Origin of the sequence: Aeromonas sp. 603404, assembly GCF_049171775.1 — a bacterium.
GTDB lineage: Bacteria > Pseudomonadota > Gammaproteobacteria > Enterobacterales > Aeromonadaceae > Aeromonas > Aeromonas veronii_A.
This window is the reverse complement of record NZ_JAAKPE010000009.1, coordinates 30,938-57,022: the sequence shown is the minus strand read 5'-3', so window position 1 is coordinate 57,022 and position 26,085 is coordinate 30,938. Positions and strand designations below refer to the sequence as shown.

The following is a 26,085-nucleotide window of genomic DNA, read 5'->3' as shown; positions in this document are numbered from 1 at the left end:
CATATATCAATGACATGAGAACAACGTGAATCAATCAACCTTCGCAAGCCGGGTTCTGGAGTGGTACGAGCTTCATGGCCGCAAAACCCTGCCCTGGCAGCAGGAGAAGACCCCTTACCGGGTCTGGGTCTCGGAGATCATGCTGCAGCAGACTCAGGTCGCTACAGTCATCCCCTATTACCAGCGTTTTATGGCGCGCTTCCCCGATGTGGTGGCGCTGGCCGATGCCCCCGTCGACGAGGTGCTGCACCACTGGACCGGGCTGGGCTACTACGCCCGGGCCCGCAACCTGCACAAGGCGGCCCAGCAGATCCGCGATCATCACCATGGTCTCTTTCCCGAGCACTTTGACGAGGTGATGGCGCTGCCGGGTATTGGTCGTTCTACCGCCGGGGCCGTGTTGTCGCTCTCTCTGGGTCAGCCCCACGCCATCCTTGATGGCAATGTGAAGCGGGTGCTCACCCGCTGGCTGGCGCTGCCGGGCTGGCCCGGCCAAAAACAGGTGGAGAACGAGCTGTGGGAGATCGCCATCCGGCTCACTCCCAAACTGGGCGTGGCGCAATACAATCAGGCGATGATGGATATCGGGGCAACGATCTGCACCCGCAGCAAGCCTGCCTGTGATCGCTGTCCGGTGCGGGCCGATTGCCAGGGGCTGTCGCAAGGCAAGCCTACCGCTTATCCCAACAGCAAGCCCAAGAAGAGCATTCCGGCCCGCGATGGCATCATGCTGCTGATCCGTCACGGCGATGAGTTGCTGCTGGAGAAGCGGCCGCCACAGGGGATCTGGGGCGGGCTCTACTGTTTCCCGCAGGTGGCTTCGCTGGCGGAGGTGGATGGTCTGCTGGCATCCCTCGGCCTGAGCCATCACGGTTATCGGGAACTGGCCGGTTTTCGCCATACCTTCAGCCACTTCCATCTCGATATTCAGCCGCTGCTGATTGACATTGATGAGGCGCAGCCGCTGCGGCTCATGGAAGCAGATAACCGACTCTGGTATAACTTACGCCATCCTGCCGAGGTGGGGCTGGCGGCCGCCACGGCCCGTCTGCTCGCCTATCCAGAGTTACAACCATAGAGGTCAACATGAGCCGTACTGTATTTTGCCAACGCCTGAAAAAAGAGGGCCCGGGTCTGGATTTCCAACTCTATCCCGGTGAGCTCGGCAAGCGGATTTTTGACAACATCAGCAAGGAAGCCTGGGCCGAGTGGCAGAAGAAGCAGGTGATGCTGATCAACGAGAAAAAGCTCAACATGATGAATCTTGAGCATCGCCAACTGCTGGAAAAAGAGATGGTCAGCTACCTGTTTGATGCAGGTGAAGTGCAGATCGAAGGTTACACCCCGCCTGCCCAGTAAGCTCTCCGGCTGTTGTACGTGTGAACAGGTGCGGGAATGGCGCCACACTGGCGTGACCGCTCCTGAAGTCGCAGCAAATGAATGATGGGCAGCTCTGCTGCCCGGTTTGAGGATCCTATGGGCCGAATTTTTTGGCTGCTGTGCACCCTGCTGTTTCTCTCTGCCTGCTCATCTTCCCCCAAGCCCAGCGGGAGTGAGGATGACGATCTGGTCAACGGCAAGGACATCCGCGGTTTTGAACACATGATCAGCGCGCTCTCCCATAACGTGAACGAGATATGGGGGCGGGAGGCGCTGTTTGCGGGCAAGTTTGACTACGTCAAATACACGGATCAGTACAAGAGCCGGGCCCACATCGACTTCTCCAGCGGTCACATCATGGTGGAGACGGTATCTGGCATAGATCCCCGCGCTCACCTGCGTCGCGCCATCATCGAGACCCTGCTGACCCCGGACGATCCGGCCGAAGTGGATCTTTACTCCGATCGGGAAATTCTGACCGGCGGCGAGCCTTTCCTCTACGGTCAGGTGCTGGACAACCAGCGCCAGCCAATCCGCGCCTCCTGGCGCGCCGAGCGTTATGCCGATTACCTGCTCAACACGGCGATGAAGAAGCGCACTCTGGGGATTCGCACCATCTTCTTCGTCGATATTCCCATGGTGGCCAACCATGAAGATCGACGGGGCTACAAGTATGCGGGGATCATCCGGGAAGCGTCGCGCAAATACGGCGTGCCGGAGAGCCTGATCTATGCGGTGATCAAGACCGAGAGCAGCTTCAACCCCTATGCGGTGAGCCATGCCAACGCTTATGGCCTGATGCAGGTGATCCCGGCTACCGCCGGTCGTGACGTCTATGTGCGGGTCAAGGGCAAGAACGGCCAGCCGACCCGGGAGGAGCTGTTCAACCCGGCCTACAACATCGATGTTGGTACCGCCTATCTGCACCTGTTGCAGACCGTCTATCTGGCGGATATCGAGGATCCGCGCTCCCGTCGTTATGCGGTGATCTCCGCCTATAACGGTGGCGCTGGCGGGGTGCTCAATACCTTCTCCAGCGATCGCAAGGCGGCGCCGGGCCGGATCAACAGGCTCTCCCCCGAGGCGGTCTATCAGGTGTTGACCGAGCAGCATCCCAAAGAGGAGGCGCGCCGTTACCTCTACAAGGTCAATCAGGCCGAGAAGGGGTTCAAGAGAGCCTTTGCCAGTCGGGCCGGTTAAGCGGTGACGCTGGGTTAACCATGCAAAAGGGCGCTTGATATCAAGCGCCCTTTTAACGTCTGGCCAGTTCGTCGTTGAAGTGGCCTTATTTGGCGATAAAGCCGCCCTTGGTCTGCGGGGCCGCGCCCACTTTCTCCAGGGTTTTCACTTCCACTTCGGTTTTGTTCCAGCTGTGGTCCACTTCACCACGGATGCGGATCTGATCATCCGGGCCCACTTCGGTGCCACGCCACACATCCTGATCCACTTCGACCTCCACTTCACCGCTGGCATCGCGGAACAGATAGTTCTCGCCGCCCAGGTGCTTGACCAGTTTCCCTTCCAGGGTGGCCCAGCTGTCATCGGCCAGATCTTTCAGTTGAGCAACGGAAACCTTGTTCTGCTCTTGCGGGCCGGTATAGGCCGCCATGGCAAAAGAGGAGACAGACATCAGGGTCAACAGTCCGATTACGCTTGCGCTTGCCTTGTTCATTTCATACTCCTGTCGTTGGTATGGGGGCATTGTGCCGGGGGGGGCGTGAAACAAGCGTGAAAGAAATAGGCTGGTGTGATTGTCTGTTTTGTGAGCGCAAGCGATTTCATCGGTGGCGGAACATGTGTGATTTCATCTGGAACTGTAATCTGTCGCCTTCACCAGAAGTCAGTGGCAGCAGACTCTTCCCATGCCTGTCGCCACTCGAGGAGAAGTCCGCAGGTCTCACCTGCTTAATCGAAGAGCATAACAATATGAAAAAATGGCTTGTTTGTTTATTGGGGTTAATGGCATTGACCGCGCAAGCGGCAGAGGGACGCCAACCTTTTTCCCGGGTTGTGATGTTTGGTGACAGCCTCTCCGACACCGGCAAGATGTACAAAAAGATGCGGGGGTATCTCCCCTCCAGCCCACCCTACTTCAACGGGCGCTTCAGCAACGGCCCGGTGTGGTTGGAGCAGTTGGGTGACGAGCGCTTCCCCGGTCTGGTCGTGGCCAACGAGGCGGAAGGCGGTGCAACCGCGGTGGCCTATAACCATCTGGGCGCCCTGAACGGCTGGCTCGGTTTCTGGTCCTGGGATCCCAAATATCAGGTGATCAACAACCTCGATTACGAGATCGATCAGTTCCTGAAAAAGGACAAGTTCCGCCCCGATGATCTGGTGGTGATCTGGGTCGGTGCCAACGACTATCTGGCCTATGGCTGGAACACCGAGCGGGATGCGGATCGGGTGATCGATACCATCCGGCTGGCATCCAACCGGTTGGTGCTCAACGGCGCGCAGCAGATCCTGCTGTTCAACATTCCTGATCTGGGGCAGACCCCGTCAGCTCGCAGCATGAAGGTGGTGGAGAAGGTGCGCCATGTGGCCAGTTACCACAACCAGAAGTTGCAGAACCTCACTCGAGAGCTGGCTCCCCTTGGCATCGTGAAGCTGTTCGAAGTGGACAAGCAGTTTGACGAGATGATGCGCGATCCCCAGCTGTTCGGGCTGAGTGACACAGAACACGCTTGCTACGGTGGCGGCTATACGTGGAAGCCATTCTCCGGCAGCGCCGCCGAGGTGGCTGCGACCCCGGCTTTAAGTGTCTCCGAAAGAGTGGCTATTGCCGGTAACCCGATCCTGGCGCAGGCGGTGGTGAGCGGGCAGGCAAAAGGGCGAGCTGCGACTCTTAACTGCGATGAGCATATGTTCTGGGATCAGGTGCATCCGACCAGGACGGTGCACAAGGTACTGAGCCAGCGTGTTGCTGACTTTATCGATCAGCACTACGAGTTTGTTCGTCACTGATATCGCTTCGGGCCAGCATGTTGCTGGCCTTTTTTCCCTTTCAGCCCTCATCTGTGCGTCTTTTTGCGTCACATTCAGTTCAAATAACAAACGTTTGTTGCTGTTTTTGTAACGTGGTTGCGTTAGAGTGTTTTTTGTTAATTGATATCAGTGACTTGAAAATAGGCTAACGTTGATATGCTGCGATCGCTTTTGGGTGGTTGCACCTATAAGACGAGGTGATATCAATCAACCTCCTCCTACATAAAGTTGCAGAGGCTCAAACATGAAAAAATCATTGATTACCTTGCTGGTTACCGGCTTGCTGGCGGCCAATGCCCAGGCTGCCGGTCAAGACAACACCTGGTATGGCGGTGCCAAACTGGGTTGGTCAAACTTCTACGGCATTGATGAAAGCAATGCCCTGACCCTTGGCAATGAGACCAACGATGCTTTGGGGGCAGGCGTGTTTGGCGGTTATCAGATCAACAAGAATCTGGGGCTGGAGCTGGGTTACGACTACCTGGGCAATTACAAATACGATGCCACTACGGCGGCAGGCGCTTTCAGTGATGAAGTAAAAGCACAGCTGGCTCAACTGACCCTGAAACTGGGCTTCCCGGTTACCGATAATCTGGATCTGTATGGTCGTGTCGGTGGCGGTTATGGCTGGGCTGATACCAAGAGCGATGTCTACAAGGATGACAGCCGCTTTGTCATGGTCGGAGCACTGGGTGCCGAGTATGCATTCAACCTCGACTGGGCAGCTCGCCTGGAGTATCAGTACTCCACCCCGTATGGCAGCCGCGATGATACCGGTCTGAGAATGGATAACGGCCTGCTCTCACTGGCAGCGGTTTATCGCTTTGGTCAGGTTGCCCCTGTGGCGCCCGCCCCGGCTCCGGAACCTGCTCCTGCACCTGTGATGGTTGAGAAGCAGTTCACCCTGAGCTCCGATGTGCTGTTTGACTTCAACAAGGCGACTCTCAAGCCAGAGGCCAGTCAGGCACTGGATAGCCTCTATAGCCAGATTGAAGAGGCGCGACCCAAGGATGGCGTAGCAACCGTAATTGGTCACACCGACCGTATTGGTTCCGATGCCTACAACCAGAAGCTCTCCGAACAGCGTGCCCAGACCGTTGCCAACTATCTGGTTGGTAAAGGGATCCCGGCCGCCAAGATCAATGTGGAAGGGCGTGGTAAATCCTCACCGGTTACCGGCGACAGCTGCGTCAGCAAGTCCAAGCGTGAGCTGATCGTCTGCCTGGCTCCGGATCGCCGTGTTGATGTGAAAGTCGAAGGTGTCAGCGAGGTGCAGGAGTAATCCTTTACACTGAGCAGATCTCCACTGGGGCTGGAAGGAACAGCCCCTGTCGGAGCAAGAGAGACCAAAAAGCCAGTCAGTTGATCTGACTGGCTTTTTACATTGGCATTGCGGTCGGGCAGGGGACAAATCAGGAAGGGAGTGGCATCACCCGGTTGCGCCCCAGCTCCTTGGCCTTGTAGAGCAGCTTGTCGGTACGTTCGACCAGACAGTCTGCGCTCTCCTGACCGTTGAACTCACCCACGCCAAACGAGGCAGTGATGTGGTCGATGCGGCGGCCCGATTTGCGATCCAGAATCGACATCCGCTCGATGGCACGGCGCATGCTCTCCGCCATCTGTCTGGCCAACGCCAGCGAGCGATGGGGGACCAGCATGGCGAACTCCTCCCCACCCAGCCGATAGGCGGTGACCCCCTCCTTGCAGGCATCGCGCAGCCGTTTGCTGAAGGCGCGCAGCACCTGATCGCCGAGCAGGTGACCGTACTCGTCGTTGAAGTTCTTGAATCGATCGATATCGGCGAGGATCAGCGAGAAGGGGTGCTGGCTGCGGATCAACCCCTCCAGCTCCAGATCGAAAGCGCGGCGGTTGAGCAGGTTGGTGAGGGCATCCTCGTTGGCCAGCTTGCGCGTCTCGTTGAGCGCGGCCCGCAGTTCCTTGATCTCTTTCTCCGCATTGCTGAGCTGGTTGCGAAAGTGCATGGTGGACATGCGCACATCCCGCGATTCGCGCACCAGCTCCCGCAGGATCCCCATGGTGTCTTCCAGGCTGAAGCCCTCGTCATCAATGCGGCTGAGCTTGTCAAAACTCTTGTCGAGCATCTCCTGAAACATGCCGGTATCGGAGATGGCGTCCTGCATGGAGTGGCCGAGCTCATTGGCCATGGCGGCGAGGCTCAGTTTCATCGCCTCCATCTGCTTCTCATCCTGAGCGGCCAGATACTGGTGATAGAGCCGCTCGCAGGTGGTGAGTGAGCAGGTTCCCTGCATTTTTACTGCCTGATCAATCGCCTGGTTGAGCTCGGGCATGCTGGCCGAGACATAGTTGTACCACAGGTGGTAATTGTCCGGCGTCGTGGGGATCTGGTACTTGATCATCAAGGGCACCGCCTGTTTGAGATAGGCGGCGGATTGGGCAAATGTGTCCTTACTCATGAGTTCTGTGTCTCATCATGCCAGCGAACTGAAGATAGTATGACAGAGAGATTGGCCAAAAGGCAGCCGATGGATGCCATTCGCCCCCCCCTCCGATATAATGGCACCGTTACCACCTACCCTAAGGCCTGCTTATGTCTCAAAAAGATCCTTTCCTCGAACGCGAGGCCGAAAAATACGATAACCCCATCGCCAGTCGCGAGTTGATCCTGGAACTCATCAAGGGCCATGAAAAGCCCATGTCCCGTGAAGAGTTGGCCAAGGTCCTCAAGCTGAAAGATGAAGAGCCGTTGGAAGCCTTGCGTCGTCGTCTGCGCGCCATGGAGCGTGATGGACAACTGGTATTCACTCGCAACCAATGTTATGCCCTGCCGGATCGCCTGAATCTGGTCAAAGGTTATGTAATCGGCCACAAGGATGGCTTCGGTTTTCTGCGTCCGGAAGGTGGTGGTCCGGATCTGTATCTGAACAACCGAGAGATGCAACGCCTGATGCATGGCGATTACGTGCTGGTGCAGCCGACCGAGATCGACCGTAAGGGTCGTCAGGAAGCTCGTCTGGTGCGCCTGCTCAAGTCTCGTGAGGCAGACATTGTCGGCCGTTACTTCGTCGAGAATGGCGTTGGTTTCGTGGTGCCGGATGACAGCCGTATCGGCCAGGACATCATCATCCCGGAAGGGGAAAACAAAGGGGCTCGTCAGAGCCAGGTCGTGGTTGTGCGGATCAATCAGCGCGCCACCTCCCGCATCAATGCCGTCGGCACCGTACTGGAAGTGCTGGGCGAGAACATGGCGCCGGGCATGGAGATCGAAATTGCCCTGCGTACCCACGGTATCCCGCACACCTGGCCGGAAGAGGTGACCAAAGAGGTTGCCGGTCTCGGCGAGCAGGTGCCGGAGAAAGCCAAAGAGGGCCGCATCGACCTGCGCGCCCTGCCGCTGGTCACCATCGACGGCGAAGATGCCCGCGACTTCGATGACGCCGTCTTCTGTGAAGCCAAACGCGGTGGTGGCTGGCGCCTGTGGGTTGCCATTGCTGACGTCTCCGCTTACGTGAAGCCCGGCACGGCGCTGGATGCCGAAGCGTATCAGCGTGGCAACTCCGTCTACTTCCCCGAGTTCGTAGTGCCCATGCTGCCTGAGGTGCTCTCCAACGGCCTCTGCTCGCTCAACCCGCAAGTTGACCGTCTCTGCATGGTGTGCGAGATGACCATCTCCGCCGCTGGCCGCATGTCCGGCTACAAGTTCTACGAAGCGGTAATGAACTCTCACGCCCGTCTGACCTACACCAAGGTTGCCGCGATCCTCGATGGCGATCCCAAGCTGCGCCAGCAGTATGATCCGCTGGTGGGCCATATCGAGGAGCTGAACAACCTCTACAAGGCGCTCAAGCATGCCCGCCATCAGCGCGGTGCGGTGGAGTTCGAGAGCGAGGAGACCCGCTTCATCTTCAACGCCCAGCGCAAGATCGACCGCATCGTGCCGCTGGTGCGCAACGACGCCCACAAGATCATCGAAGAGTGCATGATCCAGGCGAACGTGGCTGCTGCCCGTTACATCGAGAAGAACGAAGCCTTTGCCCTGTTCCGAGTACACGATCGTCCGGGCGAAGAGCGTCTGACCGGTTTCCGCGACTTCCTGGCCGAACTGGGTCTGGAGCTCAAAGGCGGCCTCGAGCCCGAGCCGAAAGATTTCGCCGAGCTGGCAGCCAAGTTTGAAGGGCGACCGGATGCGGAGCTGCTCTCCACCATGCTGCTGCGCTCCATGCGTCAGGCCATCTATCAGGCCGACAACATCGGTCACTTCGGTCTGGCGTTGAAGTCCTATGCGCACTTCACTTCGCCAATCCGTCGCTATCCCGACCTGATCCTGCACCGGGCGATCAAGTATCAGACCGCCAAGGAGCAACAGGGCAACCTGCGCCACAAGTGGACCCCGAGCGGTGGTTATCACTACCAGCTGGAAGAAGTGGACCCGATGGGCGAGCACTGCTCCATGACCGAGCGCCGTGCCGACGATGCGACCCGCGACGTGGCCGACTGGCTCAAGTGCGAGTACATGCTGGATCACGTGGGTGACGAGTTTGACGGCGTTATCGCCAGCGTCACCGGCTTTGGTTTCTTTGTCCGTCTGGCAGAGATCCATATCGACGGTCTGGTGCACGTCAGCACCCTCACCAACGACTACTACCAGTTTGATCCCCTGCACATGCAGCTGATTGGCGAGAACTTCCGCCGTCGCTACCGTCTGGGCGACAAGGTGCGGGTTAAGGTGATGGGCGTCAATCTGGATGATCGCAAGATCGACTTCGTGATGGTGGAAGAGCCCCTCAAGATCACCGGCAAGAACGCCAAGCAGGCAGTTCGCAAGATGGCCGAGATCAAGAAGGAGAAGGCCAAGAGTGCCGAGCGCCACGAAAAGCGCAAAGAGAAAGATGGCAAGGAGAGCGGCAAACCCGCCAAGGGTGGCCGTGCCAAACCCAGCAACAGACGACCGGGCAAAAAAGCTCGCGATAAGGCCAAGAGCACCAAATGAGTACTGAGCTGATCTACGGCATTCACGCTGTTACCGCGCTGCTGGAGCGCACCCCGGAGCGTTTCATCGAGGTATGGGCGCTGAAAGGGCGGGATGACGACCGGCTGCAGCCCCTGCTGACCGAGCTGGAATCCCTCGGCCTCAAGGTGCAGAGCGTGAACCGCAAGACCCTTGATGACAAAGCGGAAGGCAACAATCACCAGGGCATCATGGCCCGCGTGAAAGAGGCGCCGAAGCTCGCCGAGCACGATCTGGCCAGCCTGCTGGACGAGTTGGCGGCACAACAGAGCCAGCCCTTCCTGCTGGTGCTGGATGGCGTTACTGACCCGCACAACCTCGGCGCCTGCCTGCGCAGCGCCGATGCCGCCGGGGCTCATGCCGTGATAGTGCCGCGCGACAAGGCCACCGGCCTGACTCCGATCGTGCGCAAGGTTGCCTGTGGCGCAGCCGAAGTGGTGCCGCTTATTCAGGTCACCAACCTGGCCCGCACCCTGCGCGAATTGCAGGAGCGTGGCGTCTGGATCGTCGGTACCGCTGGCGAGGCCGATCACGACCTCTATCAGGCCAAACTGACCGGCCCGATGGCGCTGGTGATGGGTGCCGAAGGTAAAGGTATGCGTCGCCTGACCCGCGAACATTGCGACGAGCTGGTGAGCATCCCGATGGCAGGGGCGGTATCCAGCCTCAACGTCTCGGTGGCAACCGGCGTTTGCCTGTTTGAAGCCGTGCGTCAGCGTCGCGGTTAATCATGCTGACTGACAGACCCCCCTTTGATTGGGCGCAGGTCGCAGATAAAGAGGAGGCCGCGCGCCTCCTCTCTTTTGCCCGCCCGCTGACCCTCAGCCCGAAAAGCTGCCTCTGGCACGCCGGTGACAGCCCGGATCTGCTGGTCAGGGTGGAGCAGGGGCTGCTGCGGGCCAAGCTGGTGCTGGAGGATGGCCGCGAGTACACCAAGGAGTTCTATTGGGAGGGGGACGAGTTTCTCGACTTCCACCACCTGCTCAGTGGTGAGCCGGCCCGCTACAGCGTGGAGGCACTGGAGCCCTGCCGTCTGCAGCTGTTCAGTCTGGCCGACCTGCGCCAGCTGCCTGGCTGGCCGCGCTGGTATCAGCACCTGTTGGAGGTGCAGCTGCGCATCAAGGAGGAGAAGGAGCAGTTGCTGCTGACCGGCAGCCCGCAGGCGCGCTATCAGCACTTTCTGGACAGCTTTCCCGCGCTTGATGCCAGAGTGCCGGATCACCAGATCGCCGCCTATCTCGGTATCACTCCCATCAGTCTGAGCCGCATTCGCAAACGGCTGAAAGAACTTAACAAAGGTTAATGCAGGGCGCTGGCGCCACGATTATGCTGGCAGGCCGAACTGATAAGGAGTTGCCGATGAACTGGATCCTGAAACCCTGGTCTGAACTGACCACTGACGAGTTGTATGAGTTGCTGGCGCTGCGGGCCGAGGTGTTCGTGGTGGAGCAGACCTGCCCCTTTCAGGATCTGGACGGGCTCGATCGCCGCGAGGGGGTCTGGCACCTGCTCGGCTATCAGGGCGACCAGCTTGCTGCTTACGCGCGGATCATGGCGCCCGGCATCGGCGATGAGAGCGGTGCCGCCATTGGTCGGGTGGTGACCTCACCCAAGGCGCGTGGCGGTGGTCTCGGTCATAAGCTGATCGGCGAGGCGGTCAAAGCGTGCGAGGCACACTGGCCGACCCACAGCATCTGGCTTGGTGCTCAGGCTCATCTGCAAGGCTTCTACGGCCAACACGGTTTTGTGGCGGAAGGGGAAGGCTATCTCGAAGACGATATCCCCCATATGGGGATGCGCAGAGTGGTGGCATAACCACTCGTCAGAGTGATTCAGAATGCAGAAGGGCCATCCCGTGGGATGGCCCTTCTCTTTATCGCTAGGCGATCACTTCTTCTTTTTCTTCTTGGCGGACTTCTTCTTGTCGACCGGCTTTTTCTTCTTCACCGGTACCCGCGCTTCTTTGTGTTTCGGGCGCAGCTCGTCGATCACCCGGCGCTTGAGGCGCTCTTCGGTGTAGCGTTCGATCTTGGCGACCATCGCCATGTCGTGGGCTTCCACCAGGCTGATGGCGCAGCCACGGTTGCCGGCGCGGCCGGTACGACCGATCCGGTGGACGTAAACGTCGGCGCCGTAGGGCATGTCGTAGTTGATGACATGGCTGACGTTCGGTAGGTCGATGCCGCGGGCGGCGACGTCGGTGGCGATCAGGAAGGGCACTTCCCCTTCGTGGAACTTGCGGATCGACTCGATACGCTTGCTCTGCTCCATCTCGCCACGGATCCAGGCGCAGGAGATGCCTGCCGCCTGTAGCTGGCCGGAGAGCTCCGCCAGACGCTCGCGGGTCTTGACGAAGATGATGGCTTTCTGGGTTTCCGGATCTTTCAGGATATGGGTCAGCAGCGCCAGCTTGTGGGCGGCGTCATCGGCCAGATGGATCCACTGGGTAATGGGGCGACGTTCGCTGCGGGGCGGCTCGGCGTGCAGCTCCACAGGATCCTTGAGGATCTCGTTGGCGAACTTCTCAAGGCCAGCCCCTTCCAGGGTGGCGGAGAACAGCATGGTGTGCTTGCGGTAGCGCGCCTCTTCCACGATGCGGTTCACATCCTTGATAAAGCCCATGTCCAGCATGCGGTCCGCTTCATCCAGCACCAGCACTTCGATGTCGTGGCTCTCGAACTCCTCTTTCTCTATGTACTCGAGCAGACGGCCCGGGGTGGCCACCACGATGTCGGTAGTCTTGGTCAGGGCAGGCAGCTGCTCTTCATGGCTGACGCCGCCGATGATGGTCTCGATGCTGAGGTTGGTGTGAGCAGCCAGCGCCTTGGCGTGGGCGGTCACCTGCAGCGCCAGCTCGCGGGTCGGGGTCAGGATCAGCATGCGGCAGGGGCCCGGCTTGCGGCGCGGGAAATCCAGCAGGTGCTGGAGTGCCGGCAGCAGGAAAGAGGCTGTCTTGCCGGTACCGGTCGGTGCGGATGCCAGAATATCGCGGCCGTCCAGGGCTGGCTCCAGCACCATCTGCTGGATGGTGGTGGGGCGGGTGAATCCCATCTCGGCCAAGGCCCGGTTGAGGGCTGGGTGCAGGTCGAAATCATCAAAGGACTGGCTCATGGCAATACTCGGTCATTAAGGAAACGGCAGATTATAGGCGATTATCTCGTCGGCTCCTATTGGTGAGTGTGTCTTAGCCGCTATAATCGCCCACCATTTTTGCAGATGACGGGGGCCAGATGGGACGTAGTCGCGGCTTTACCTTCAAACAGTTCCATATCAATCACGATCGCTGCGCCATGAAGGTAGGCACTGATGGCATTTTGCTCGGTGCCTGGGCGCCGGTCGAACAGGCGCGTCGAGTGCTCGATATCGGCACCGGCAGCGGCCTGATCGCCCTGATGCTGGCCCAGCGCAGCAGATCTGACTGCCGTCTTGATGCGGTCGAGCTGGATATTAATGCGGCCAGCCAGGCGCGGGAGAATGCGGCGTCCTCTCCCTGGGCCGATCGGGTGACCGTCATAGAGAGTGCCATTCAGGATTATCAGGCCACCCCTTACGATCTTATCGTCTCCAACCCTCCCTATTTCGTGGCAGGCCAGTCATTTAGCGATCCGGCGCGGGCGTTGGCCCGCCATACCGGCGCCCTCGACAGCCCCGCATTACTGGCAGCCTGCGATCGTTTGCTGAGCCCGAACGGGCAGGTGGCGCTGGTGCTGCCGACGGCGATGGCCGATGAAATTTTATGCATTTCGGCGAATTATGATCTGCATGGCATTTGTTATACAGCTGTTATCACCAGAGATGGTAAAGAGGCAAATCGTGTTTTATTGCTACTTGGCAGAGGATTAAACAGGTGTGAGAGGGGTGAAATTGTGATCCATTCTGCTGATGGGGCCTATTCCGACAGATATATCCAACTGACCAACCCCTTCTATTTGAAGATGTAAATTTCGTCTTGAACTATTTTTTCACGCCATTATGCTGGTTCCAGATCGAGCGCCCGCTCCAGACCAGCTAAAACCACTGGTTGCGATGAAAAAACATGCGGGGCTCTTTTTTTATACCCCCTGAACACACCCGGTCAGCGACCGATAAAAACTATAACAAGCAATAATTTACAAGACAGACGAGGTTGAACTTGACGAAATCACTCACATTGTCCGATGTACTCGGATTAGGGTTTATGACCTTCGCCTTCTACTTGGGCGCCGGTAACATCATTTTCCCGCCGTTGGCCGGTTACATGGCTGGTGAGCACCTCTCCCTGGCGATGTTTGGTTTCCTGGTCACTGCCGTGGGCCTGCCTCTGGTGACCATTCTGGCCGTGGCGAAAGCCGGTAACGGCTGGGCTGGCATGACCAAACTGCTGCCTGCCGGTGTCGCGACTGCGCTGGCCGTTGCCATCTACATCATCATCGGCCCGGCCTTTGCCGCGCCCCGTACCGGTCTGGTTGCCTACGAGATGGGCCTCAAGCCGTTCATCGGTGATATGGGGCAAGCGGGTCTGGCGGCCTATACCGTGATCTTCTTTGGTGTGGCCATTCTGGTCTCCATGAACCAGGGCAAGCTGATGGACGCCATCGGCAAATACCTGACTCCGGTACTGATGCTGCTGCTGCTGACTCTGGCGATCGGTGTATTCGTAGCACCGCAAGGCTCTATGCCTGATGCGTCCGGTGACTATCAGAACAGCCCCTTCGTGAAAGGGATCCTGGAAGGCTACAACACCATGGACACCTTGGCGTCCCTGATGTTTGGCGCCCTGATCGTCGATCTGCTTCGCCAGAAAGGCATCAACGATTACAAGAGCCAGTTCAAGTATCTGGCCATTGCCGGCCTCATCTCTGCCGTTGGTCTGAGCGTGGTGTACGTATCCCTGTTCCAGCTGGGCAACACTGCGGCCGGTGTGGCGACCGATGTCAGCAACGGTGGCGCCATCGTCAACGCCTACGTACTGAGCCTGTTTGGTCAGCCGGGTCAGTTCATTCTGGCGGCCATCATCACTCTGGCTTGCTTCACCACTGCCGTGGGCCTGATCTCTGCCTGTTCCGATTTCTTCCACAATCTGACCGGCATGGCTTACAAGAAGCTGGTGGTGTTGCTGGGCGTTATCTGTGCCGTGGTGGCCAACGTGGGCCTGAGCCAGCTGATCAGCCTCTCCATTCCGGTGCTGGTTGCCATCTATCCGGTTGCCGTGGCGCTGGTGCTGGTTACCTTCCTGAAGGGTTACTTCGGCCGTCCCCGTCTGGTGTTCCGTGGCGTGTTGATGGTTGCCTTCCTGTTCGGGTGCCTGGATGGTCTGGGTGCTGCCGGCATGAAGATGGATGCGTTTGCCTTCCTGCCGCTGTTCGACAAGGGCCTCGCCTGGCTGATGCCGACCCTGCTGGCCTGCGTAGTTGGCGTGATGGTGCGTCCGACACAGATGGCTGCCGAAGCTGCCTGATCACGCCCGATGTGATATTGCCAAGAGCCTGCCCCGTGCAGGCTCTTTTGCTTTCCGTCACTCTGCATTGTGTTTTGCCGGGTTGTGATGGTCACTGCCGGTGACGCTTGCCTGTTCCGCGCTTTTGCTGCCTGTTCTCGCCTCTTTGCTCAATCTCTCTTTGCATCATTTTGAGAGGGGCAAATTTGTTGGTGATTAATTCTGTTTGTTTAAATTGTTTCAATATATTAATTTGCGATTGAGGTTTGATTCCTTTTCTTTATGCTGAATGCGCAATTCTTGTCCGGTATCCGTACGAGAGAGAAGCAAGAGACATTGTTACCGGTTATCTGCCAGGCAGTGGGTGCAATCAATAACAAGCTGATAAGGCAGATGAGGTTGGGTTTGACGAAATCATTGAAGTTGTCCGACGTATTCGGACTGGGGTTTATGACGTTTGCCTTCTATCTAGGGGCTGGCAATATCATTTTTCCGCCGCTTGCCGGTTTTATGGCTGGTGAGCATCTGCTGGCCGCCATGTGCGGTTTTCTACTGACGGCGGTGGGGCTGCCGTTAATCACCCTGATTGCGGTTGCCAAGGGGAGTTCGGGGGGCCGCGCGAGTGGCTGGACCGGAATGACCCGCTATCTGCCCGCCGGGGCGGCGACGGCGCTGGCCATCGCCATCTATATCATCATGGGACCCGCCTTTGCCATTCCCCGCACCGGTCTGGTCGCCTACGAGATGGGGCTCAAGCCCTGGCTCGGCGATGCCGGTCATGCGGGACTGCTGATCTACACCCTGAGTTTCTTTGCGCTGGTGATCATGGTGGCGCTCGATCGGGGCAAACTGCTCGATGCGGTTGGCAAGTACCTGACTCCCGCCCTGATGGCGATGCTGCTCATTCTGGCGGTCGGGGTCTTTATCGCGCCACAGGGTACCATGCCCGATGCCAGCGGTGACTACATCAGCGCTCCGCTCACCAAGGGGATGCTGGAGGGGTATAACACCATGGATACCCTGGCATCCCTGATGTTTGGCGCACTGATCATCGGGTTGCTGCGCCAGAAAGGGATCGAGGACTATCGCAGCCAGTTCAAATACCTCACCATTGCGGGCCTGATCTCGGCGGTCGGGTTGTCGGCGGTCTATCTCTCTCTTTTCCAGCTTGGCAACAGTGCCGGCGGAGTAGCGAGCGACATCAGCAACGGCGGTGCCATCGTCAATGCCTACGTCCTGAGCCTGTTTGGTCAGCCTGGGCAGCTTATTTTGGCGGCCATCATCACTCTGGCCTGTTTTACCAGTGCAGTAGGCCTACTCTGTGCCGGAGCCGATTATTTCCAAGGTTTGACTGGCTGGGCTTACCACAAGTGGGTGATGCTGCTGGGGGCACTCTGCGCGCTGGTGGCCAATGTGGGGCTGAGTGAGCTTATCAGTCTCTCCATCCCGGTGCTGGTAGCCATCTACCCGGTTGCCATTGCACTGGTGCTGGTGACCTTCCTCAAAGGGTGGTTTGCCCAGCCACGGCTGGCGTTTCGTGGCGTGCTGCTGGTCGCCTTCCTGTTTGGCTGTCTGGACGGACTGGGCGCTGCTGGTATGGCGATGGACGGCTTTGCCTTCCTGCCGCTGTTTGACAAGGGACTTGCCTGGCTGCTGCCAACTCTGCTGGCCTGCATCGTCGGCATCTTGATGCGACCAAGCGGTAAGCTGGCTGCCGAAGCGGCTTGATTCAGGATCAACGAGATAGCAAAGAGGCCAGCATCTGCTGGCCTCTTTTGTTTCTGCCGGATCCGTTACCGGATCAGATTTGCGGGCCTGCCGGCTTGGGTTTGCCATCCAGACCATACCAGTGGGTTTCTACCCGTCCGGCATGCCACTCGAAGGTGCCCCAGGGCTGTTTGGTTTCCCAGCGCGGGAAGTTGATGAGAACCCGGTTATCTTCGTACTTGTAGAGGGAGGTGCTGATCTGAATGTCCGACAGGATCAACAGTAGTGCCCAGCAGATGAAAATCCATTTCAATGCTTTCCACATAGGATTACTCGAAGCAAATTTCGATAGTGGCGCGACCGAAATCGGATTCGAATGGCATCATTATCTTGGTGCCATCGGCCCTGTGGGTGATGGTGTGGTTGGGGCCGGAGACGATGATGGGGGTCGCCATGTCAAACTCGTAGCCCTTCTCGCCCAGCATCCGCTTGGCACCGCCGGTCACCATGTTGGTGATTTCACCGACCATGTCGGTCACCTCTTCATTGATGGAGGCGGGAGCTTCCCCCAGCATGCGACGCATGATCTCCAGCGCCAGCCCCTTCTCGAAGCTGATGGAGAGGGAGCCGCGGGTCTGCGGGCCGACCATGCCGATCAGACCGGAGACGTCGCCGCGCGCCAGCTCATCCATCTTGCGTTTCGGTTTGCCCGGTTTTAGTTCCAGCTGTGCCATGGTCGAGAGCACATTGAGCAGAGATAGCAGGAACGGATTTACAAAATCAGCCTTCATGATGACTTCCTACAGTGGGCGTACAGCGAGCACATTGGCCATGTGCCTCTATTGTCTTATTGGTAATCGTAAAGCCATGCAAGTGGGCCTGCTCGGAAAACGCGCTATCTATTGCACTATCGTGAAGTTCGACCACATCCCCGCACTCGTCGCAGATCAGCAGCTGCATCGGGTGAGCGTGATCGAAGTGGCAGCAGAAGATAAACGCGTTGAGCGATTCCACTTTGTGAGCAAAGCCCTGTTCGAGCAAAAAATCGAGTGCCCGATAGACGGTTGGCGGCTTGGCATTGGCTTCGGTTTGTTGCAGCTGGGCCAACAAATCATAGGCGCTGATGGCGTTGCCGTGTGCCGCCAGCAGGCGAAATACCTGACGTCGGGTCGGGGTGAAGCGGATCCCTCGCTGTATACAGAGTCGCTCGGCTCGTTGTAAAAGTTGGTCTTGATTCATGATCGCGCAGATACCCTTTCTATTAGCCGGATACTATCACAGGGCCTCGCATGGCGCGGCGACAAAATTCATTTTCTGGGGCTGCTTCACGTTGTGATAAAATCCGCCCCTTTCTTTAGCCAACCCGGATGATTTTTATGCAGGCGCAGCGTTTTTCCATCGCCCCCATGCTGGACTGGACTGATCGGCATTGCCGTTACTTTCATCGACTGATGAGTCGCCAGACCTTGCTCTATACCGAAATGGTGACCACCGGTGCCATCATCCACGGCAAGGGGGATTATCTGGGTTACAGCGAGCAGGAGCATCCCATCTCCCTGCAGCTGGGGGGCAGCAATCCGGCCGATCTGGCGCGCTGTGCCAAGCTGGCCGAGGAGCGCGGCTATGACGAGGTGAACATCAACGTCGGCTGCCCCTCCGATCGGGTGCAAAACGGTCGCTTTGGCGCCTGCCTGATGGGCGAACCAGCGCTGGTGGCGGACTGCGTCAAGGCAATGCGCGATGTGGTCGATATTCCGGTGACGGTGAAGACCCGTATCGGCATCGACGATCAGGACTCCTACGAATTTCTGCAGACCTTTATCGAACAGGTGCGCGATGCCGGTTGCGATACCTTTATCGTCCATGCCCGCAAGGCGTGGCTGAGCGGCCTGAGCCCCAAGGAGAACCGCGAGATCCCGCCCCTCGATTATCCCCGCGTCTATCGGGTCAAGCAGGATTACCCGGAGCTGACCATTGCCCTCAACGGCGGCGTCACCTCCATGGAGCAGGCTCTCGAGCACCTGCAACACGTCGATGGCGTCATGATGGGGCGTGAAGCATATCAGAACCCCTACATTCTGGCGCAGGTGGACAATCTGGTGTTCGGCCAGAACAACGCCGTGCCGAGCCGCCACGAGGTGGTGCGGATGATGCTGCCCTATATCGAGCAGGAGCTGGCCAAGGGCAACTACCTCTCCCATATGACCCGCCACATGCTGGGGCTGTTCCAGAACATGCAGGGGGCTCGCGCCTGGCGCCGTCACCTGAGCGAGAACGCCTGCAAACCGGGCGCCGGTATTCAGGTGGTGCTGGATGCCATGGCCAAGGTGCCGGAGTTTGCCAGCAGCGAGACGGCCGAATAAGCCGCTTTGTCAGGGCAAGAACCACAAAAAGCGCGTCAATCGACGCGCTTTTGGTTTTTCTGGTCAGGGTCACCCTGATGTGTTGTCAGAAGCCGTACTGTAGTCGTGTATCTCTCCGGGGCGCGGAGTAAAACGTGGATCGCCATCTTTGTATTCACGAACAAGCTGCATGGTCTTGCAGAAGCTGGCCTGCTTGTCGTACTCCTGCCGGGCAAGATCGATGGCCCGTTCGGCCCGGCGCCGCTCCATCTTGTCAGACTTGCGATCGCTGAACTGTTGCTGCTGATGCAGCATCCAGCCGACAAACTCTTGCTGGCATTGGGATTCGCTACTGGCCTGCGCAGGCAGGGTCCACAACAACGAGAGCAGTATCAAATAACGCATGTCTGACTGGGTATTGAAGATTAATTGAACAGAAGGGGCGGCATTTTAGGCTGGAAATCGGGATGTGAACAGTATCAATAGCGAGGCCCCGCAGGGCCTCGCATCGTTGTGGCCGGTCTCAGTGTTTGACGAGGTAGAGTTGGCGGCTGTAGGCCACATCTTCCGGGTTGTTGATGGGGTAGCCCTTGAGCCATGGCTTGATGAGGCGGGCATTGGTGTACTGGTAGATGGGGGCGATGGGGGCCTGATCCAGCAGGATCGCTTCCGCCTCGCCAAACAGCTTGCTGCGGCTGGCGGCATCCTGAGTGCTGGCCGCCTCTACCAGCAGCTGGTCATAACGGGCATTGGCAAAGCCTGCCATATTGCCGCTGTGACGGGAGCCCCACAGGCCGAGGAACGCTGACGGGTCGTTGTAATCGGCGACCCAGGATGAGCGGATCACCTCGAACTGACCGCTCTGGCGGCTGTCGAGATAGGTTTTCCACTCCTGATTGGTCAGCTCGACCTCGGCGCCCAGCTTCTGCTTCCACATGCTGGCAATCGCCAGTGCCATCTTCTTGTGAATTTCCGCGGTGTTGTAGAGCAGGGTCAGCTTGAGCGGCTTGTCCGGGCCGTAACCGGCTTCCTTGAGCAGGGCCTTGGCCTTGCTGTCCAGCTCCGGCTGGCTGCTGGTGGAGAGCAGGTTGGCGGTTGGGGTAAAGCTGGCGGTCACATCCGGAGTGAAGTGATAAGCCGGTTTCTCGCCGGTACCGAGCACTTTGTCGGCGATCAGGGCGCGGTCGATGGTGTAGGAGAGCGCCTTGCGCACCCGCACATCGTTCAGTGGCGCCTCACGGGTATTGAAAGCGTAGTAGTAGGTACCGAGCTGATCCGGGGTGTAGACCTCATTCGGGATCTGTAGCTTCAGCTTGTCGTACTGATCCTTGGGGAAGGATTCGGTGATATGCAGATCGCCCGCCAGATAGCGGTTGGTGGCCGCGCTCTCCTGATTGATAGGCATGAAGATCACCTTGGTCAATACGGTATGGGCCCGATCCCAGTACTGAGGGTTGGGGGTCAGCTCCAGCTTCTCGTTGACCACCCGGTTGTTCAGCACAAAGGCACCGTTGCCCACCAGTTTGCCGGGCTGAGTCCACTGGTTGCCGTACTGCTCGATGCTGGCCTGATGGAGCGGCGACAGGCTGGGGTGGCTCAGCAGGTTCAGGAAGTAGGGCACCGGCTGGGAGAGGGTCACCTGCAGGGTGTGGTCATCGAGGGCCTTGACCCCCAGCTCGCTGGCAGGCAATTTGCCAGCGACTATCTCGTCCACCTTGTCGAAACGGGCCAGTTGGGCAAACCAAGCGAAGGTGGCCGCCTCTTTCGGGTCGACCAGCTTGCGCCAGCCGTAGACGAAGTCGCCGGCCTTGACCGGATCGCCGTTGGACCAGCGCGCATCCGGGCGCAGATGGAAGGTAAAGAACTGGTTGCCCTTGTTCTCCCAGCTGGCTGCCACCCCGGCAACCGGTTTGCCATCCGGCCCCTGGGTCAGCAGCCCCTCGAACAGATCCCGCAGTACCTGCAACTCCGGCAGGCCGACCAGCTTGAGCGGGCTCAGGCTGGCAGGTTCATCCTTGAGGTGGCGAACGACAATCTGCTCGGCGGCGAGTTGTGTTCCGGCGGGAATATCGGCAGCCTGGACAGCAGCACAGCCCAGCAGGGCCAGCAAGGGGGTCCATCCTTTCATGGGTCGGATCCTTCAAATAGTGTGAAGCGGGGAGAAAACTCGGCGAGAAAATATCGCCGACAGATGGGAAATCATGATATCCCGTTTGCTGGTCTGACCGCCAGCATTCGACTCTCACTCCCAATCGGGGTAGCAGAGCGTTCCCGGCGTCTGTGCAGTTCAATGTGGTGAGGAGTGTCATACGATGAAAGCATGGTTAGTGCTGGCCTGTGTGTTGAGCCAGGGTACCTGGGCGTTGGCCCCGTGCCAGAGCGACACGGCAGTGGGCAACTGGTGCGAGATCGGCATCGATGCCTTGCACCCGACTCAGGGGGGCGTCGGCCAGATCCAGGTTGATGAGACCCAGGCCACATTGGCGGGCATGAGTGCAAAGCAGCTCGACAAGTTGATGAAAAAGAAAGAGATCCCTGTAGTGATTGCACCGGATGGCAGCTACTGGCTGGTGGACAGACACCATCTCACCAAGGCGTTGTGGCAGCAGGGCGTCAAGGATGCGCGGGTCAAGGTGATTGGCCGTCTGCAGGACAAAGCCAACTTCTGGAGCCAGATGCAGAACAACCACTGGGCCTGGCTCAAGGATGAGAAGGGGCAGCCGCTGACCCCGGAGCAGTTGCCGACCAGTATCGACAAGCTGCCTGATTACCCCTATCGCACCCTGGCCGGACTGCTGCAGGATGCGGGCTACTTTCGCAAGGACAAACAGGTCTATTTCGTCGAGTTTGCCTGGGCCAGCTGGCTCGGCAAGCAGATGCAGTGGATGCCTGTCGATAACTCCAATCTGACCGCCCGCCTGCAACAGGCCAAACGGCTCGCCTGCGGCAGCGATGCCAGTGACTTGCCCGGTTATCCCGGCAAGCAGTGCAGCCTCAACCAGTCCAAAAGCGCGCAGTGAGTGGATGTGCGATGACGGCATCCAGAGCATGCCGGAGATAAAAGAGGGCGACCCCAGGGTCGCCCTTATGCTGTCAGCTACTGGTTAGCGGTGGTCACTCATGGCGCACCGCCCAGTGGGCAGCCGCCTGTTCAAGCAGGGCGACGTCACCTTGCTGGATCAGCGCTAGCAGATCGTTGACCTGTTGATCCCGCCAATCCCACCAAGCGAGGGCCTGTAGCCGGGCAATTTCCTCCTCGCCAAAGCGCATTCGCACCACCCTGGCCGGGGTGCCCGCCACCATGGCATAGGGTGGTACATCCTGATTGACCAGCGAACGGGCGGCGATGATGGCGCCGTCGCCGATGGTGACGCCGGGCATGATCATCGCCTCCATGCCGATCCAGACATCGTTGTCGATGCGGGTATCGCCAGCGGGGCGGTAGCTGCCCTTGAGCGCCGCCAGATCGGCGAACGGATAGGTGCTGATGAAGGCCGTGTTGTGGGTGTGGTTGCCGCCCATGATGATCTTTACCCCAGCGGCAATTTGCACATAGTCGCCGATATGGAGCCGGTCGATATGCCAGAGCGGCTCCCAGCCGGTTTCCGGGCTGCGGCTGAAGGGATCGCCATGGAGGTAGCGCACCGCCACCTCTTCGAAGGGGCCATCCCAGGCACCCGAGTAGTAACTGTGCTGCCCTTTGAGGCAGATATTGGGGTTGGTCACCGTCAGGTGCAGGTATTCGACCTGCGACCAGTGTTGGCAGGGGTTCATATTGGTACTCCTTTGCTGAATGGATCGGATGGGTTGCGTTCGCTTGAGCGCAGCTAATAGATCCAGACCAGCATGCGGGGCACGCAGAGCAGGGAGCAGCCCAGCATCTGCGGGAGGCGTGGTCGCATTGTGGTGTGCTCCAAAGAACTAAGAGGGAAGGGCGCGATCATAAGGTCGGGCGCCGGGTTTGCCAAGGTTGCGCAGAGATCCTGCACTAACCCTCTGGTTGATATTTATTCTCAATTAGCCATGATAACACTCCCACCATGACGGATTCGGGAGAGCGAGATGACACCGCAAAGTTGGCAACGATACATGCTGGAGGCGGAGCGTGCCTGGCAGGCCGGTTCGCTAGGGGCGGCGATCTGCTTTTATCAGCAGGCGCTGGGGGATGTTTACGAGATGACCCAGGTGGAGTTGACCGAGCTGGCCACCATGCGAGTCGCCACCTGTCACCGGTTGGCCGACTTCTGGCGGGCGATGGATGAGCCGACTTACGAGCTGCGCTACCTGAAACTTGCCTCCGAGCTGGTGACTGCGCTGGTGCCGCAGTGCCCCAATCGGGAGTGCGAGGCACTGATCAGCGAGTTGGGTTGCTGTCGTGGTGCCCTGCTCGCCTTTCTCAAGCGCCACCCCAATCCGGAAATTGCCCGGCTGATCCAGCTGCAGGACAAGGTGCAGGGTTGCGAGCTGATCGGCCGTTTTCGTCTCAACTGACCGGCGTTGAGCGGCAGCTCAGCCCCGCCGTTTGAGTTTCTGGGCGATGCGCTGTTGCGCCTCTTCCCCTTGCAGTGCCTGGGCGAAGGCGCGCGCCTCCAAATCGATGACAAAGTGCACTGCTTGTTTGAGCTCCTGTTTCAGCAGTGTTTTGCTCTTTTGCAGCGCTCTGGGCGGTTTGGCCGCCAGCTTCAGTCCCTGCTCGCGGGCAAAGGAGAGTACTCCATCGGCCGCCACCACCTTGTTGGCGAGCCCGAGTCGCTGCGCCTCCTCGGCATCCATCGCCTCGGCCAGCAGCAACAGCTCGGCCGCCTTGAGGTGCCCCACCAGACGCGGCAGCAGCAGGCTGGAGGCGAACTCCGGCACCAGTCCCAACTCGACAAAGGGAAGCTGCAAGCGGGCGTTATCCGCCAGATAGACCAGATCGCAGTGCAGCAGAATGGTGGTGCCAATCCCTACTGCAGGACCTGCAACAGCGGCGATCACGGGTTTGGGGAAGTCGGCAAGGGTGTGGAGGAACTGCAGGATGGGGTCGTCGGGCTCCAGCGAGCTCTTGCCCATAAAGTCGGCCAGATCATTGCCCGCGGTAAAGCAATCCTGCTGCCCCTGCAACAACAGGACATGCACCTCCTCATCGGCTGCCGCCTCTCGCAGCGCTGCCACCAGTTGCTTATAGATCTCGGTATTGAGGGCGTTGCGCTTGTCGGGGCGGTTGAGGGTCAGGGTGAGCAAGCCATCCTGCTGCTCGGCAATGAGAATGGGGGCCATGTCTAAATCCTTGTTATTGAAAGGTGCAAAAAAGGTTGCTGCTGGGGTAACCTTGGCGCCGTTTAACAACATCATAAAAGGATTTCAACCATGTTTAAACGTGCGTTTTATTCTCTGCTGGTTCTGGGTATGACGGCGCCTGCACTGGCCAAGGTCGAGGCTGTCGACGGCTATGTGCGGCTGCTGCCGCCGGGCTCCCCCAACACTGCCGCCTTTATGGTGCTCAAGAATGACGCCGACCAGCCGGTCAAGCTGGTGGCAGCGGCTTCTGCTGCGGCCGGGCGTGCCGAGCTGCACACTCATCTGCACGAAAATGGTGTGATGAAGATGCGTCAGGTCGAGAATATCGAGATCCCGGCCAAGGGCGAGGCGGTGCTGAAACCGGGCAGCCTGCACATCATGCTGTTCGAGGTGGGTACGCTCTCCGAGCAGACTCCTTTCCCGCTCACCCTCACCATGGACGATGGTCAGAAGCTGGAGCTGTCACTGCCGGTGAAGCCGATTGAGCCGATGGCAGAGATGAAGCATATGAAGCACTGACATTTGTCGTCGTTTGTTCAGGATTGACGCTGGGTATTTTGGCTGCACCGAGTAAAATAGTGCTCTTTTCCATGTATGCAAGAGGAAGTGACGTAATGAAAAAGACGCTGATTGCCGGTTTTGTGCTGGCTCTGTGCAGCCAGAGTGCCATGGCCGCTGACGACTGGCGTTTTGCCGCCGGTGCCGACGTATGGGCAGCCAAGGGCAGTGGTCAGGCTTATGGCACCAGTGCCGATGGCAGCTATGACGACAGCTACAACTGGAACGGCTATCTGCAACTGGAGCACGGCATCATCCTCCTGCCGAACGCCAAGTTTGAAGTCTCCGATTTCAGCACCTCCGGCGGCAACTTCAAGAACGACCTGACCGCCTACGATCTGAGCCTCTACTACCGTCTGTTCAACAACGATCTGTTCAAGATCGATCTGGGTATGACCGGTCGTCACTACGATGGCGAGCAGGTCTATGTCGGTCGCAAGGGCTATAACGAAGATACCCTGATGGCTTATGCCGGCAGCGAAGTGAAGATCCCGGGCACCGGCATCGCCTTCTTCGGTGATCTGCGCACTCACGATGCGGACAACTATGACTACCGTCTGGGCGGTTCCTACAAGTTCTCCTCCATGCCGATCAAGCTGCGTGCCGGCTGGCGTGAAGCCAAGGTCGACTTCGACAACGTTGACCAGCGTATCGATGGCTGGTTCATGGGCGGCGAATTCACTTTCTAATCTGACCGTCAACTGACGACGAGGAGCGATAATGGGCCACATCATAGTGACAGGTGCCGGTTCTGGTCTCGGCCGGGCGCTGACCATCGGACTGGTTGAGCGGGGCCATCAGGTCTCCATGATGGGGCGCCGTTATCAGCGACTGCAGGAGCAGGAACAGCTGCTCGGCAGCGCGGTGATCGGCATCGCGGCCGATCTGGCGCACCATGAAGAGGTCGACGTTGCCTTCGCCGCTGCGGTGGAGTGGGGCGGGCAGCCCGACATGGTGATCCACTGCGCCGGGGTGGGCGAGTTTGGCCCGGTCGGTGTTTACACCGCCGAGCAGATCCGCCGGGTGGTGGAGAGCAATCTCATCTCCACCATTCTGGTGGCCCAGCAGACGGTGCGGCTTATCGGGGAGAAAGGCGGAGTACTGGCCAATGTGCTCTCCTCCGCCGCGCAGGTGGGCAAGGCTAACGAGAGCCTCTACTGCGCCTCCAAATGGGGGATGCGCGGCTTTCTCGAATCCTTGCGCGCCGAGCTGAAAGGCTCGCCACTGCGGCTGGTCAACCTCTACCCGAGCGGGATCCGCAGCGAATTCTGGGACAACTCGGATCACGTGGACCCGAGTGGCTTCATGACTCCGGAAGATGCGGCGGCCTATATGCTCGACGCACTGGAAGCCAGAAGCAGCTGCCACGTGACCGATCTCTTTATCGGTCGCAATCCCTGAGGCAACCCTTCATCCGGTTGCCGTCGTCA

General features: G+C 58.8%; 28 protein-coding genes. 18 read left to right on the top strand and 10 right to left on the bottom strand.

Going from position 1 to position 26,085, the window contains the following annotated elements:
- Positions 1–25 precede the first annotated feature (25 nt).
- From mutY to mltC, 3 genes are all read left to right on the top strand, one after another.
- Positions 26–1,078, top strand: a complete 1,053-nt coding sequence (gene mutY / locus G5306_RS13145) for an A/G-specific adenine glycosylase (protein WP_128815431.1) — start codon at positions 26–28, stop codon at positions 1,076–1,078.
- A gap of 8 nt (positions 1,079–1,086) precedes the next feature.
- On the top strand, positions 1,087–1,359 hold the full coding sequence (locus tag G5306_RS13140) for an oxidative damage protection protein (protein ID WP_005335828.1): 273 nt from the start codon (positions 1,087–1,089) through the stop codon (positions 1,357–1,359).
- 117 nt (positions 1,360–1,476) lie between these two features.
- Positions 1,477–2,580 carry a membrane-bound lytic murein transglycosylase MltC gene (gene mltC, locus G5306_RS13135; RefSeq protein WP_042052484.1) on the top strand — a complete coding sequence of 368 codons (1,104 nt, stop codon included), beginning with the start codon at positions 1,477–1,479 and terminating at the stop codon, positions 2,578–2,580.
- A gap of 85 nt (positions 2,581–2,665) precedes the next feature.
- Here mltC and G5306_RS13130 read toward each other — a convergent pair whose 3' ends face one another.
- Positions 2,666–3,052 (bottom strand): YgiW/YdeI family stress tolerance OB fold protein, encoded by a 387-nt coding sequence (locus tag G5306_RS13130; protein WP_005335826.1) that lies wholly within the window; start codon positions 3,050–3,052, stop codon positions 2,666–2,668.
- Between the two features lie 254 nt (positions 3,053–3,306).
- On the opposite strand from G5306_RS13130, the gene G5306_RS13125 reads away from it, so the two are divergent.
- Both G5306_RS13125 and ompA read left to right on the top strand, forming a co-directional pair.
- Positions 3,307–4,344 (top strand): SGNH/GDSL hydrolase family protein, encoded by a 1,038-nt coding sequence (locus G5306_RS13125; RefSeq protein ID WP_005363031.1) that lies wholly within the window; start codon positions 3,307–3,309, stop codon positions 4,342–4,344.
- A gap of 265 nt (positions 4,345–4,609) precedes the next feature.
- Positions 4,610–5,647 (top strand): porin OmpA, encoded by a 1,038-nt coding sequence (gene ompA / locus G5306_RS13120; protein ID WP_244775855.1) that lies wholly within the window; start codon positions 4,610–4,612, stop codon positions 5,645–5,647.
- Between the two features lie 130 nt (positions 5,648–5,777).
- On the opposite strand, the gene G5306_RS13115 is transcribed toward ompA, so the two are convergent.
- Positions 5,778–6,800 (bottom strand): GGDEF domain-containing protein, encoded by a 1,023-nt coding sequence (locus tag G5306_RS13115; RefSeq protein WP_019445736.1) that lies wholly within the window; start codon positions 6,798–6,800, stop codon positions 5,778–5,780.
- A gap of 134 nt (positions 6,801–6,934) precedes the next feature.
- On the opposite strand from G5306_RS13115, the gene rnr reads away from it, so the two are divergent.
- The 4 genes from rnr to G5306_RS13095 are packed head-to-tail and all read left to right on the top strand — an operon-like array spanning position 6,935 to position 11,167.
- Positions 6,935–9,334 carry a ribonuclease R gene (gene rnr, locus G5306_RS13110; protein WP_421312966.1) on the top strand — a complete coding sequence of 800 codons (2,400 nt, stop codon included), beginning with the start codon at positions 6,935–6,937 and terminating at the stop codon, positions 9,332–9,334.
- The gene (gene rlmB / locus G5306_RS13105) at positions 9,331–10,080 is read left to right on the top strand and encodes a 23S rRNA (guanosine(2251)-2'-O)-methyltransferase RlmB (protein WP_005354834.1); all 750 of its coding nucleotides are present in this window, start codon (positions 9,331–9,333) and stop codon (positions 10,078–10,080) included. Before rnr ends, rlmB begins: the two co-directional genes overlap by 4 nt.
- Before the next feature lie 2 nt (positions 10,081–10,082).
- On the top strand, positions 10,083–10,655 hold the full coding sequence (locus G5306_RS13100; RefSeq protein ID WP_158110515.1) for a Crp/Fnr family transcriptional regulator: 573 nt from the start codon (positions 10,083–10,085) through the stop codon (positions 10,653–10,655).
- A 56-nt stretch (positions 10,656–10,711) separates the two neighbouring features.
- Positions 10,712–11,167 (top strand): GNAT family N-acetyltransferase, encoded by a 456-nt coding sequence (locus G5306_RS13095; RefSeq protein WP_421312965.1) that lies wholly within the window; start codon positions 10,712–10,714, stop codon positions 11,165–11,167.
- Between the two features lie 72 nt (positions 11,168–11,239).
- On the opposite strand, the gene srmB is transcribed toward G5306_RS13095, so the two are convergent.
- On the bottom strand, positions 11,240–12,463 hold the full coding sequence (srmB, locus tag G5306_RS13090) for an ATP-dependent RNA helicase SrmB (protein WP_005335816.1): 1,224 nt from the start codon (positions 12,461–12,463) through the stop codon (positions 11,240–11,242).
- Positions 12,464–12,582: 119 nt separating this feature from the next.
- On the opposite strand from srmB, the gene G5306_RS13085 reads away from it, so the two are divergent.
- The 3 genes from G5306_RS13085 (at position 12,583) to brnQ (G5306_RS13075) (ending at position 16,496) form a co-directional block, all read left to right on the top strand.
- A complete protein-coding gene (locus tag G5306_RS13085) occupies positions 12,583–13,293 on the top strand; it encodes a tRNA1(Val) (adenine(37)-N6)-methyltransferase (protein WP_421312964.1) in 711 nt (236 codons plus the stop codon).
- A 191-nt stretch (positions 13,294–13,484) separates the two neighbouring features.
- The gene (gene brnQ / locus G5306_RS13080; protein ID WP_421255235.1) at positions 13,485–14,789 is read left to right on the top strand and encodes a branched-chain amino acid transport system II carrier protein; all 1,305 of its coding nucleotides are present in this window, start codon (positions 13,485–13,487) and stop codon (positions 14,787–14,789) included.
- A 429-nt stretch (positions 14,790–15,218) separates the two neighbouring features.
- Complete coding sequence (gene brnQ, locus G5306_RS13075) at positions 15,219–16,496, top strand: branched-chain amino acid transport system II carrier protein (protein ID WP_421312989.1); 1,278 nt, start codon at positions 15,219–15,221, stop codon at positions 16,494–16,496.
- Between the two features lie 73 nt (positions 16,497–16,569).
- On the opposite strand, the gene G5306_RS13070 is transcribed toward brnQ (G5306_RS13075), so the two are convergent.
- Genes G5306_RS13070 through zur form a run of 3 tightly spaced genes read right to left on the bottom strand, consistent with a single transcriptional unit; the run spans position 16,570 to position 17,714 of the window.
- Positions 16,570–16,800: a hypothetical protein gene (locus G5306_RS13070; RefSeq protein ID WP_160882368.1), complete on the bottom strand. Its 231-nt coding sequence runs from the start codon at positions 16,798–16,800 to the stop codon at positions 16,570–16,572.
- A 4-nt stretch (positions 16,801–16,804) separates the two neighbouring features.
- Positions 16,805–17,266, bottom strand: a complete 462-nt coding sequence (locus G5306_RS13065) for a chemotaxis protein CheX (protein WP_005343179.1) — start codon at positions 17,264–17,266, stop codon at positions 16,805–16,807.
- Positions 17,256–17,714, bottom strand: coding sequence for a zinc uptake transcriptional repressor Zur (gene zur, locus G5306_RS13060; protein ID WP_160882369.1), 459 nt, complete (start codon positions 17,712–17,714; stop codon positions 17,256–17,258). Before zur ends, G5306_RS13065 begins: the two co-directional genes overlap by 11 nt.
- Positions 17,715–17,851: 137 nt before the next feature.
- Here zur and dusA point away from each other — a divergent pair, with 137 nt between their 5' ends.
- Positions 17,852–18,838, top strand: coding sequence for a tRNA dihydrouridine(20/20a) synthase DusA (gene dusA, locus G5306_RS13055; RefSeq protein ID WP_088868451.1), 987 nt, complete (start codon positions 17,852–17,854; stop codon positions 18,836–18,838).
- Positions 18,839–18,907: 69 nt separating this feature from the next.
- On the opposite strand, the gene G5306_RS13050 is transcribed toward dusA, so the two are convergent.
- Both G5306_RS13050 and G5306_RS13045 read right to left on the bottom strand, forming a co-directional pair.
- Positions 18,908–19,222, bottom strand: coding sequence for a hypothetical protein (locus G5306_RS13050; RefSeq protein ID WP_421206183.1), 315 nt, complete (start codon positions 19,220–19,222; stop codon positions 18,908–18,910).
- A 118-nt stretch (positions 19,223–19,340) separates the two neighbouring features.
- Positions 19,341–20,945: a peptide ABC transporter substrate-binding protein gene (locus G5306_RS13045; protein WP_421312963.1), complete on the bottom strand. Its 1,605-nt coding sequence runs from the start codon at positions 20,943–20,945 to the stop codon at positions 19,341–19,343.
- Between the two features lie 184 nt (positions 20,946–21,129).
- Here G5306_RS13045 and G5306_RS13040 point away from each other — a divergent pair, with 184 nt between their 5' ends.
- Complete coding sequence (locus G5306_RS13040) at positions 21,130–21,837, top strand: ParB-like protein (protein ID WP_421312962.1); 708 nt, start codon at positions 21,130–21,132, stop codon at positions 21,835–21,837.
- 94 nt (positions 21,838–21,931) lie between these two features.
- Here G5306_RS13040 and G5306_RS13035 read toward each other — a convergent pair whose 3' ends face one another.
- Positions 21,932–22,591: a CatB-related O-acetyltransferase gene (locus G5306_RS13035; protein ID WP_421312961.1), complete on the bottom strand. Its 660-nt coding sequence runs from the start codon at positions 22,589–22,591 to the stop codon at positions 21,932–21,934.
- Positions 22,592–22,879: 288 nt separating this feature from the next.
- Between G5306_RS13035 and G5306_RS13030 the strand changes: the two genes are divergently transcribed.
- Entirely contained in the window at positions 22,880–23,308 is a 429-nt protein-coding gene (locus G5306_RS13030) for a DUF2753 family protein (protein WP_005335785.1), read from the top strand.
- Positions 23,309–23,326: 18 nt separating this feature from the next.
- Here the strand turns inward: G5306_RS13030 and G5306_RS13025 are convergent, their stop codons facing one another.
- Complete coding sequence (locus G5306_RS13025) at positions 23,327–24,076, bottom strand: enoyl-CoA hydratase-related protein (protein ID WP_058059692.1); 750 nt, start codon at positions 24,074–24,076, stop codon at positions 23,327–23,329.
- 90 nt (positions 24,077–24,166) lie between these two features.
- Between G5306_RS13025 and G5306_RS13020 the strand changes: the two genes are divergently transcribed.
- From G5306_RS13020 to G5306_RS13010, 3 genes are all read left to right on the top strand, one after another.
- On the top strand, positions 24,167–24,616 hold the full coding sequence (locus G5306_RS13020) for a copper chaperone PCu(A)C (protein WP_058059691.1): 450 nt from the start codon (positions 24,167–24,169) through the stop codon (positions 24,614–24,616).
- Positions 24,617–24,711: 95 nt separating this feature from the next.
- Positions 24,712–25,344, top strand: coding sequence for a TIGR04219 family outer membrane beta-barrel protein (locus G5306_RS13015; RefSeq protein ID WP_058059690.1), 633 nt, complete (start codon positions 24,712–24,714; stop codon positions 25,342–25,344).
- A gap of 31 nt (positions 25,345–25,375) precedes the next feature.
- The gene (locus G5306_RS13010; protein ID WP_042052437.1) at positions 25,376–26,056 is read left to right on the top strand and encodes an SDR family oxidoreductase; all 681 of its coding nucleotides are present in this window, start codon (positions 25,376–25,378) and stop codon (positions 26,054–26,056) included.
- Positions 26,057–26,085 lie beyond the last annotated feature (29 nt).

Bases quoted from the DNA above. Each gene is read 5' to 3' on its own strand.
- G5306_RS13140 (WP_005335828.1), top strand. From the start codon at position 1,087: ATGAGCCGTACTGTATTTTGCCAACGCCTGAAAAAAGAGGGCCCGGGT.
- mltC (WP_042052484.1), top strand. From the start codon at position 1,477: ATGGGCCGAATTTTTTGGCTGCTGTGCACCCTGCTGTTTCTCTCTGCC.
- G5306_RS13130 (WP_005335826.1), bottom strand. From the start codon at position 3,052: ATGAACAAGGCAAGCGCAAGCGTAATCGGACTGTTGACCCTGATGTCT.
- G5306_RS13125 (WP_005363031.1), top strand. From the start codon at position 3,307: ATGAAAAAATGGCTTGTTTGTTTATTGGGGTTAATGGCATTGACCGCG.
- ompA (WP_244775855.1), top strand. From the start codon at position 4,610: ATGAAAAAATCATTGATTACCTTGCTGGTTACCGGCTTGCTGGCGGCC.
- G5306_RS13115 (WP_019445736.1), bottom strand. From the start codon at position 6,800: ATGAGTAAGGACACATTTGCCCAATCCGCCGCCTATCTCAAACAGGCG.
- rnr (WP_421312966.1), top strand. From the start codon at position 6,935: ATGTCTCAAAAAGATCCTTTCCTCGAACGCGAGGCCGAAAAATACGAT.
- rlmB (WP_005354834.1), top strand. From the start codon at position 9,331: ATGAGTACTGAGCTGATCTACGGCATTCACGCTGTTACCGCGCTGCTG.
- G5306_RS13100 (WP_158110515.1), top strand. From the start codon at position 10,083: ATGCTGACTGACAGACCCCCCTTTGATTGGGCGCAGGTCGCAGATAAA.
- G5306_RS13095 (WP_421312965.1), top strand. From the start codon at position 10,712: ATGAACTGGATCCTGAAACCCTGGTCTGAACTGACCACTGACGAGTTG.
- srmB (WP_005335816.1), bottom strand. From the start codon at position 12,463: ATGAGCCAGTCCTTTGATGATTTCGACCTGCACCCAGCCCTCAACCGG.
- G5306_RS13085 (WP_421312964.1), top strand. From the start codon at position 12,583: ATGGGACGTAGTCGCGGCTTTACCTTCAAACAGTTCCATATCAATCAC.
- brnQ (WP_421312989.1), top strand. From the start codon at position 15,219: ATGACGTTTGCCTTCTATCTAGGGGCTGGCAATATCATTTTTCCGCCG.
- G5306_RS13070 (WP_160882368.1), bottom strand. From the start codon at position 16,800: ATGTGGAAAGCATTGAAATGGATTTTCATCTGCTGGGCACTACTGTTG.
- G5306_RS13065 (WP_005343179.1), bottom strand. From the start codon at position 17,266: ATGAAGGCTGATTTTGTAAATCCGTTCCTGCTATCTCTGCTCAATGTG.
- zur (WP_160882369.1), bottom strand. From the start codon at position 17,714: ATGAATCAAGACCAACTTTTACAACGAGCCGAGCGACTCTGTATACAG.
- dusA (WP_088868451.1), top strand. From the start codon at position 17,852: ATGCAGGCGCAGCGTTTTTCCATCGCCCCCATGCTGGACTGGACTGAT.
- G5306_RS13050 (WP_421206183.1), bottom strand. From the start codon at position 19,222: ATGCGTTATTTGATACTGCTCTCGTTGTTGTGGACCCTGCCTGCGCAG.
- G5306_RS13045 (WP_421312963.1), bottom strand. From the start codon at position 20,945: ATGAAAGGATGGACCCCCTTGCTGGCCCTGCTGGGCTGTGCTGCTGTC.
- G5306_RS13040 (WP_421312962.1), top strand. From the start codon at position 21,130: ATGAAAGCATGGTTAGTGCTGGCCTGTGTGTTGAGCCAGGGTACCTGG.
- G5306_RS13035 (WP_421312961.1), bottom strand. From the start codon at position 22,591: ATGAACCCCTGCCAACACTGGTCGCAGGTCGAATACCTGCACCTGACG.
- G5306_RS13030 (WP_005335785.1), top strand. From the start codon at position 22,880: ATGACACCGCAAAGTTGGCAACGATACATGCTGGAGGCGGAGCGTGCC.
- G5306_RS13025 (WP_058059692.1), bottom strand. From the start codon at position 24,076: ATGGCCCCCATTCTCATTGCCGAGCAGCAGGATGGCTTGCTCACCCTG.
- G5306_RS13020 (WP_058059691.1), top strand. From the start codon at position 24,167: ATGTTTAAACGTGCGTTTTATTCTCTGCTGGTTCTGGGTATGACGGCG.
- G5306_RS13015 (WP_058059690.1), top strand. From the start codon at position 24,712: ATGAAAAAGACGCTGATTGCCGGTTTTGTGCTGGCTCTGTGCAGCCAG.
- G5306_RS13010 (WP_042052437.1), top strand. From the start codon at position 25,376: ATGGGCCACATCATAGTGACAGGTGCCGGTTCTGGTCTCGGCCGGGCG.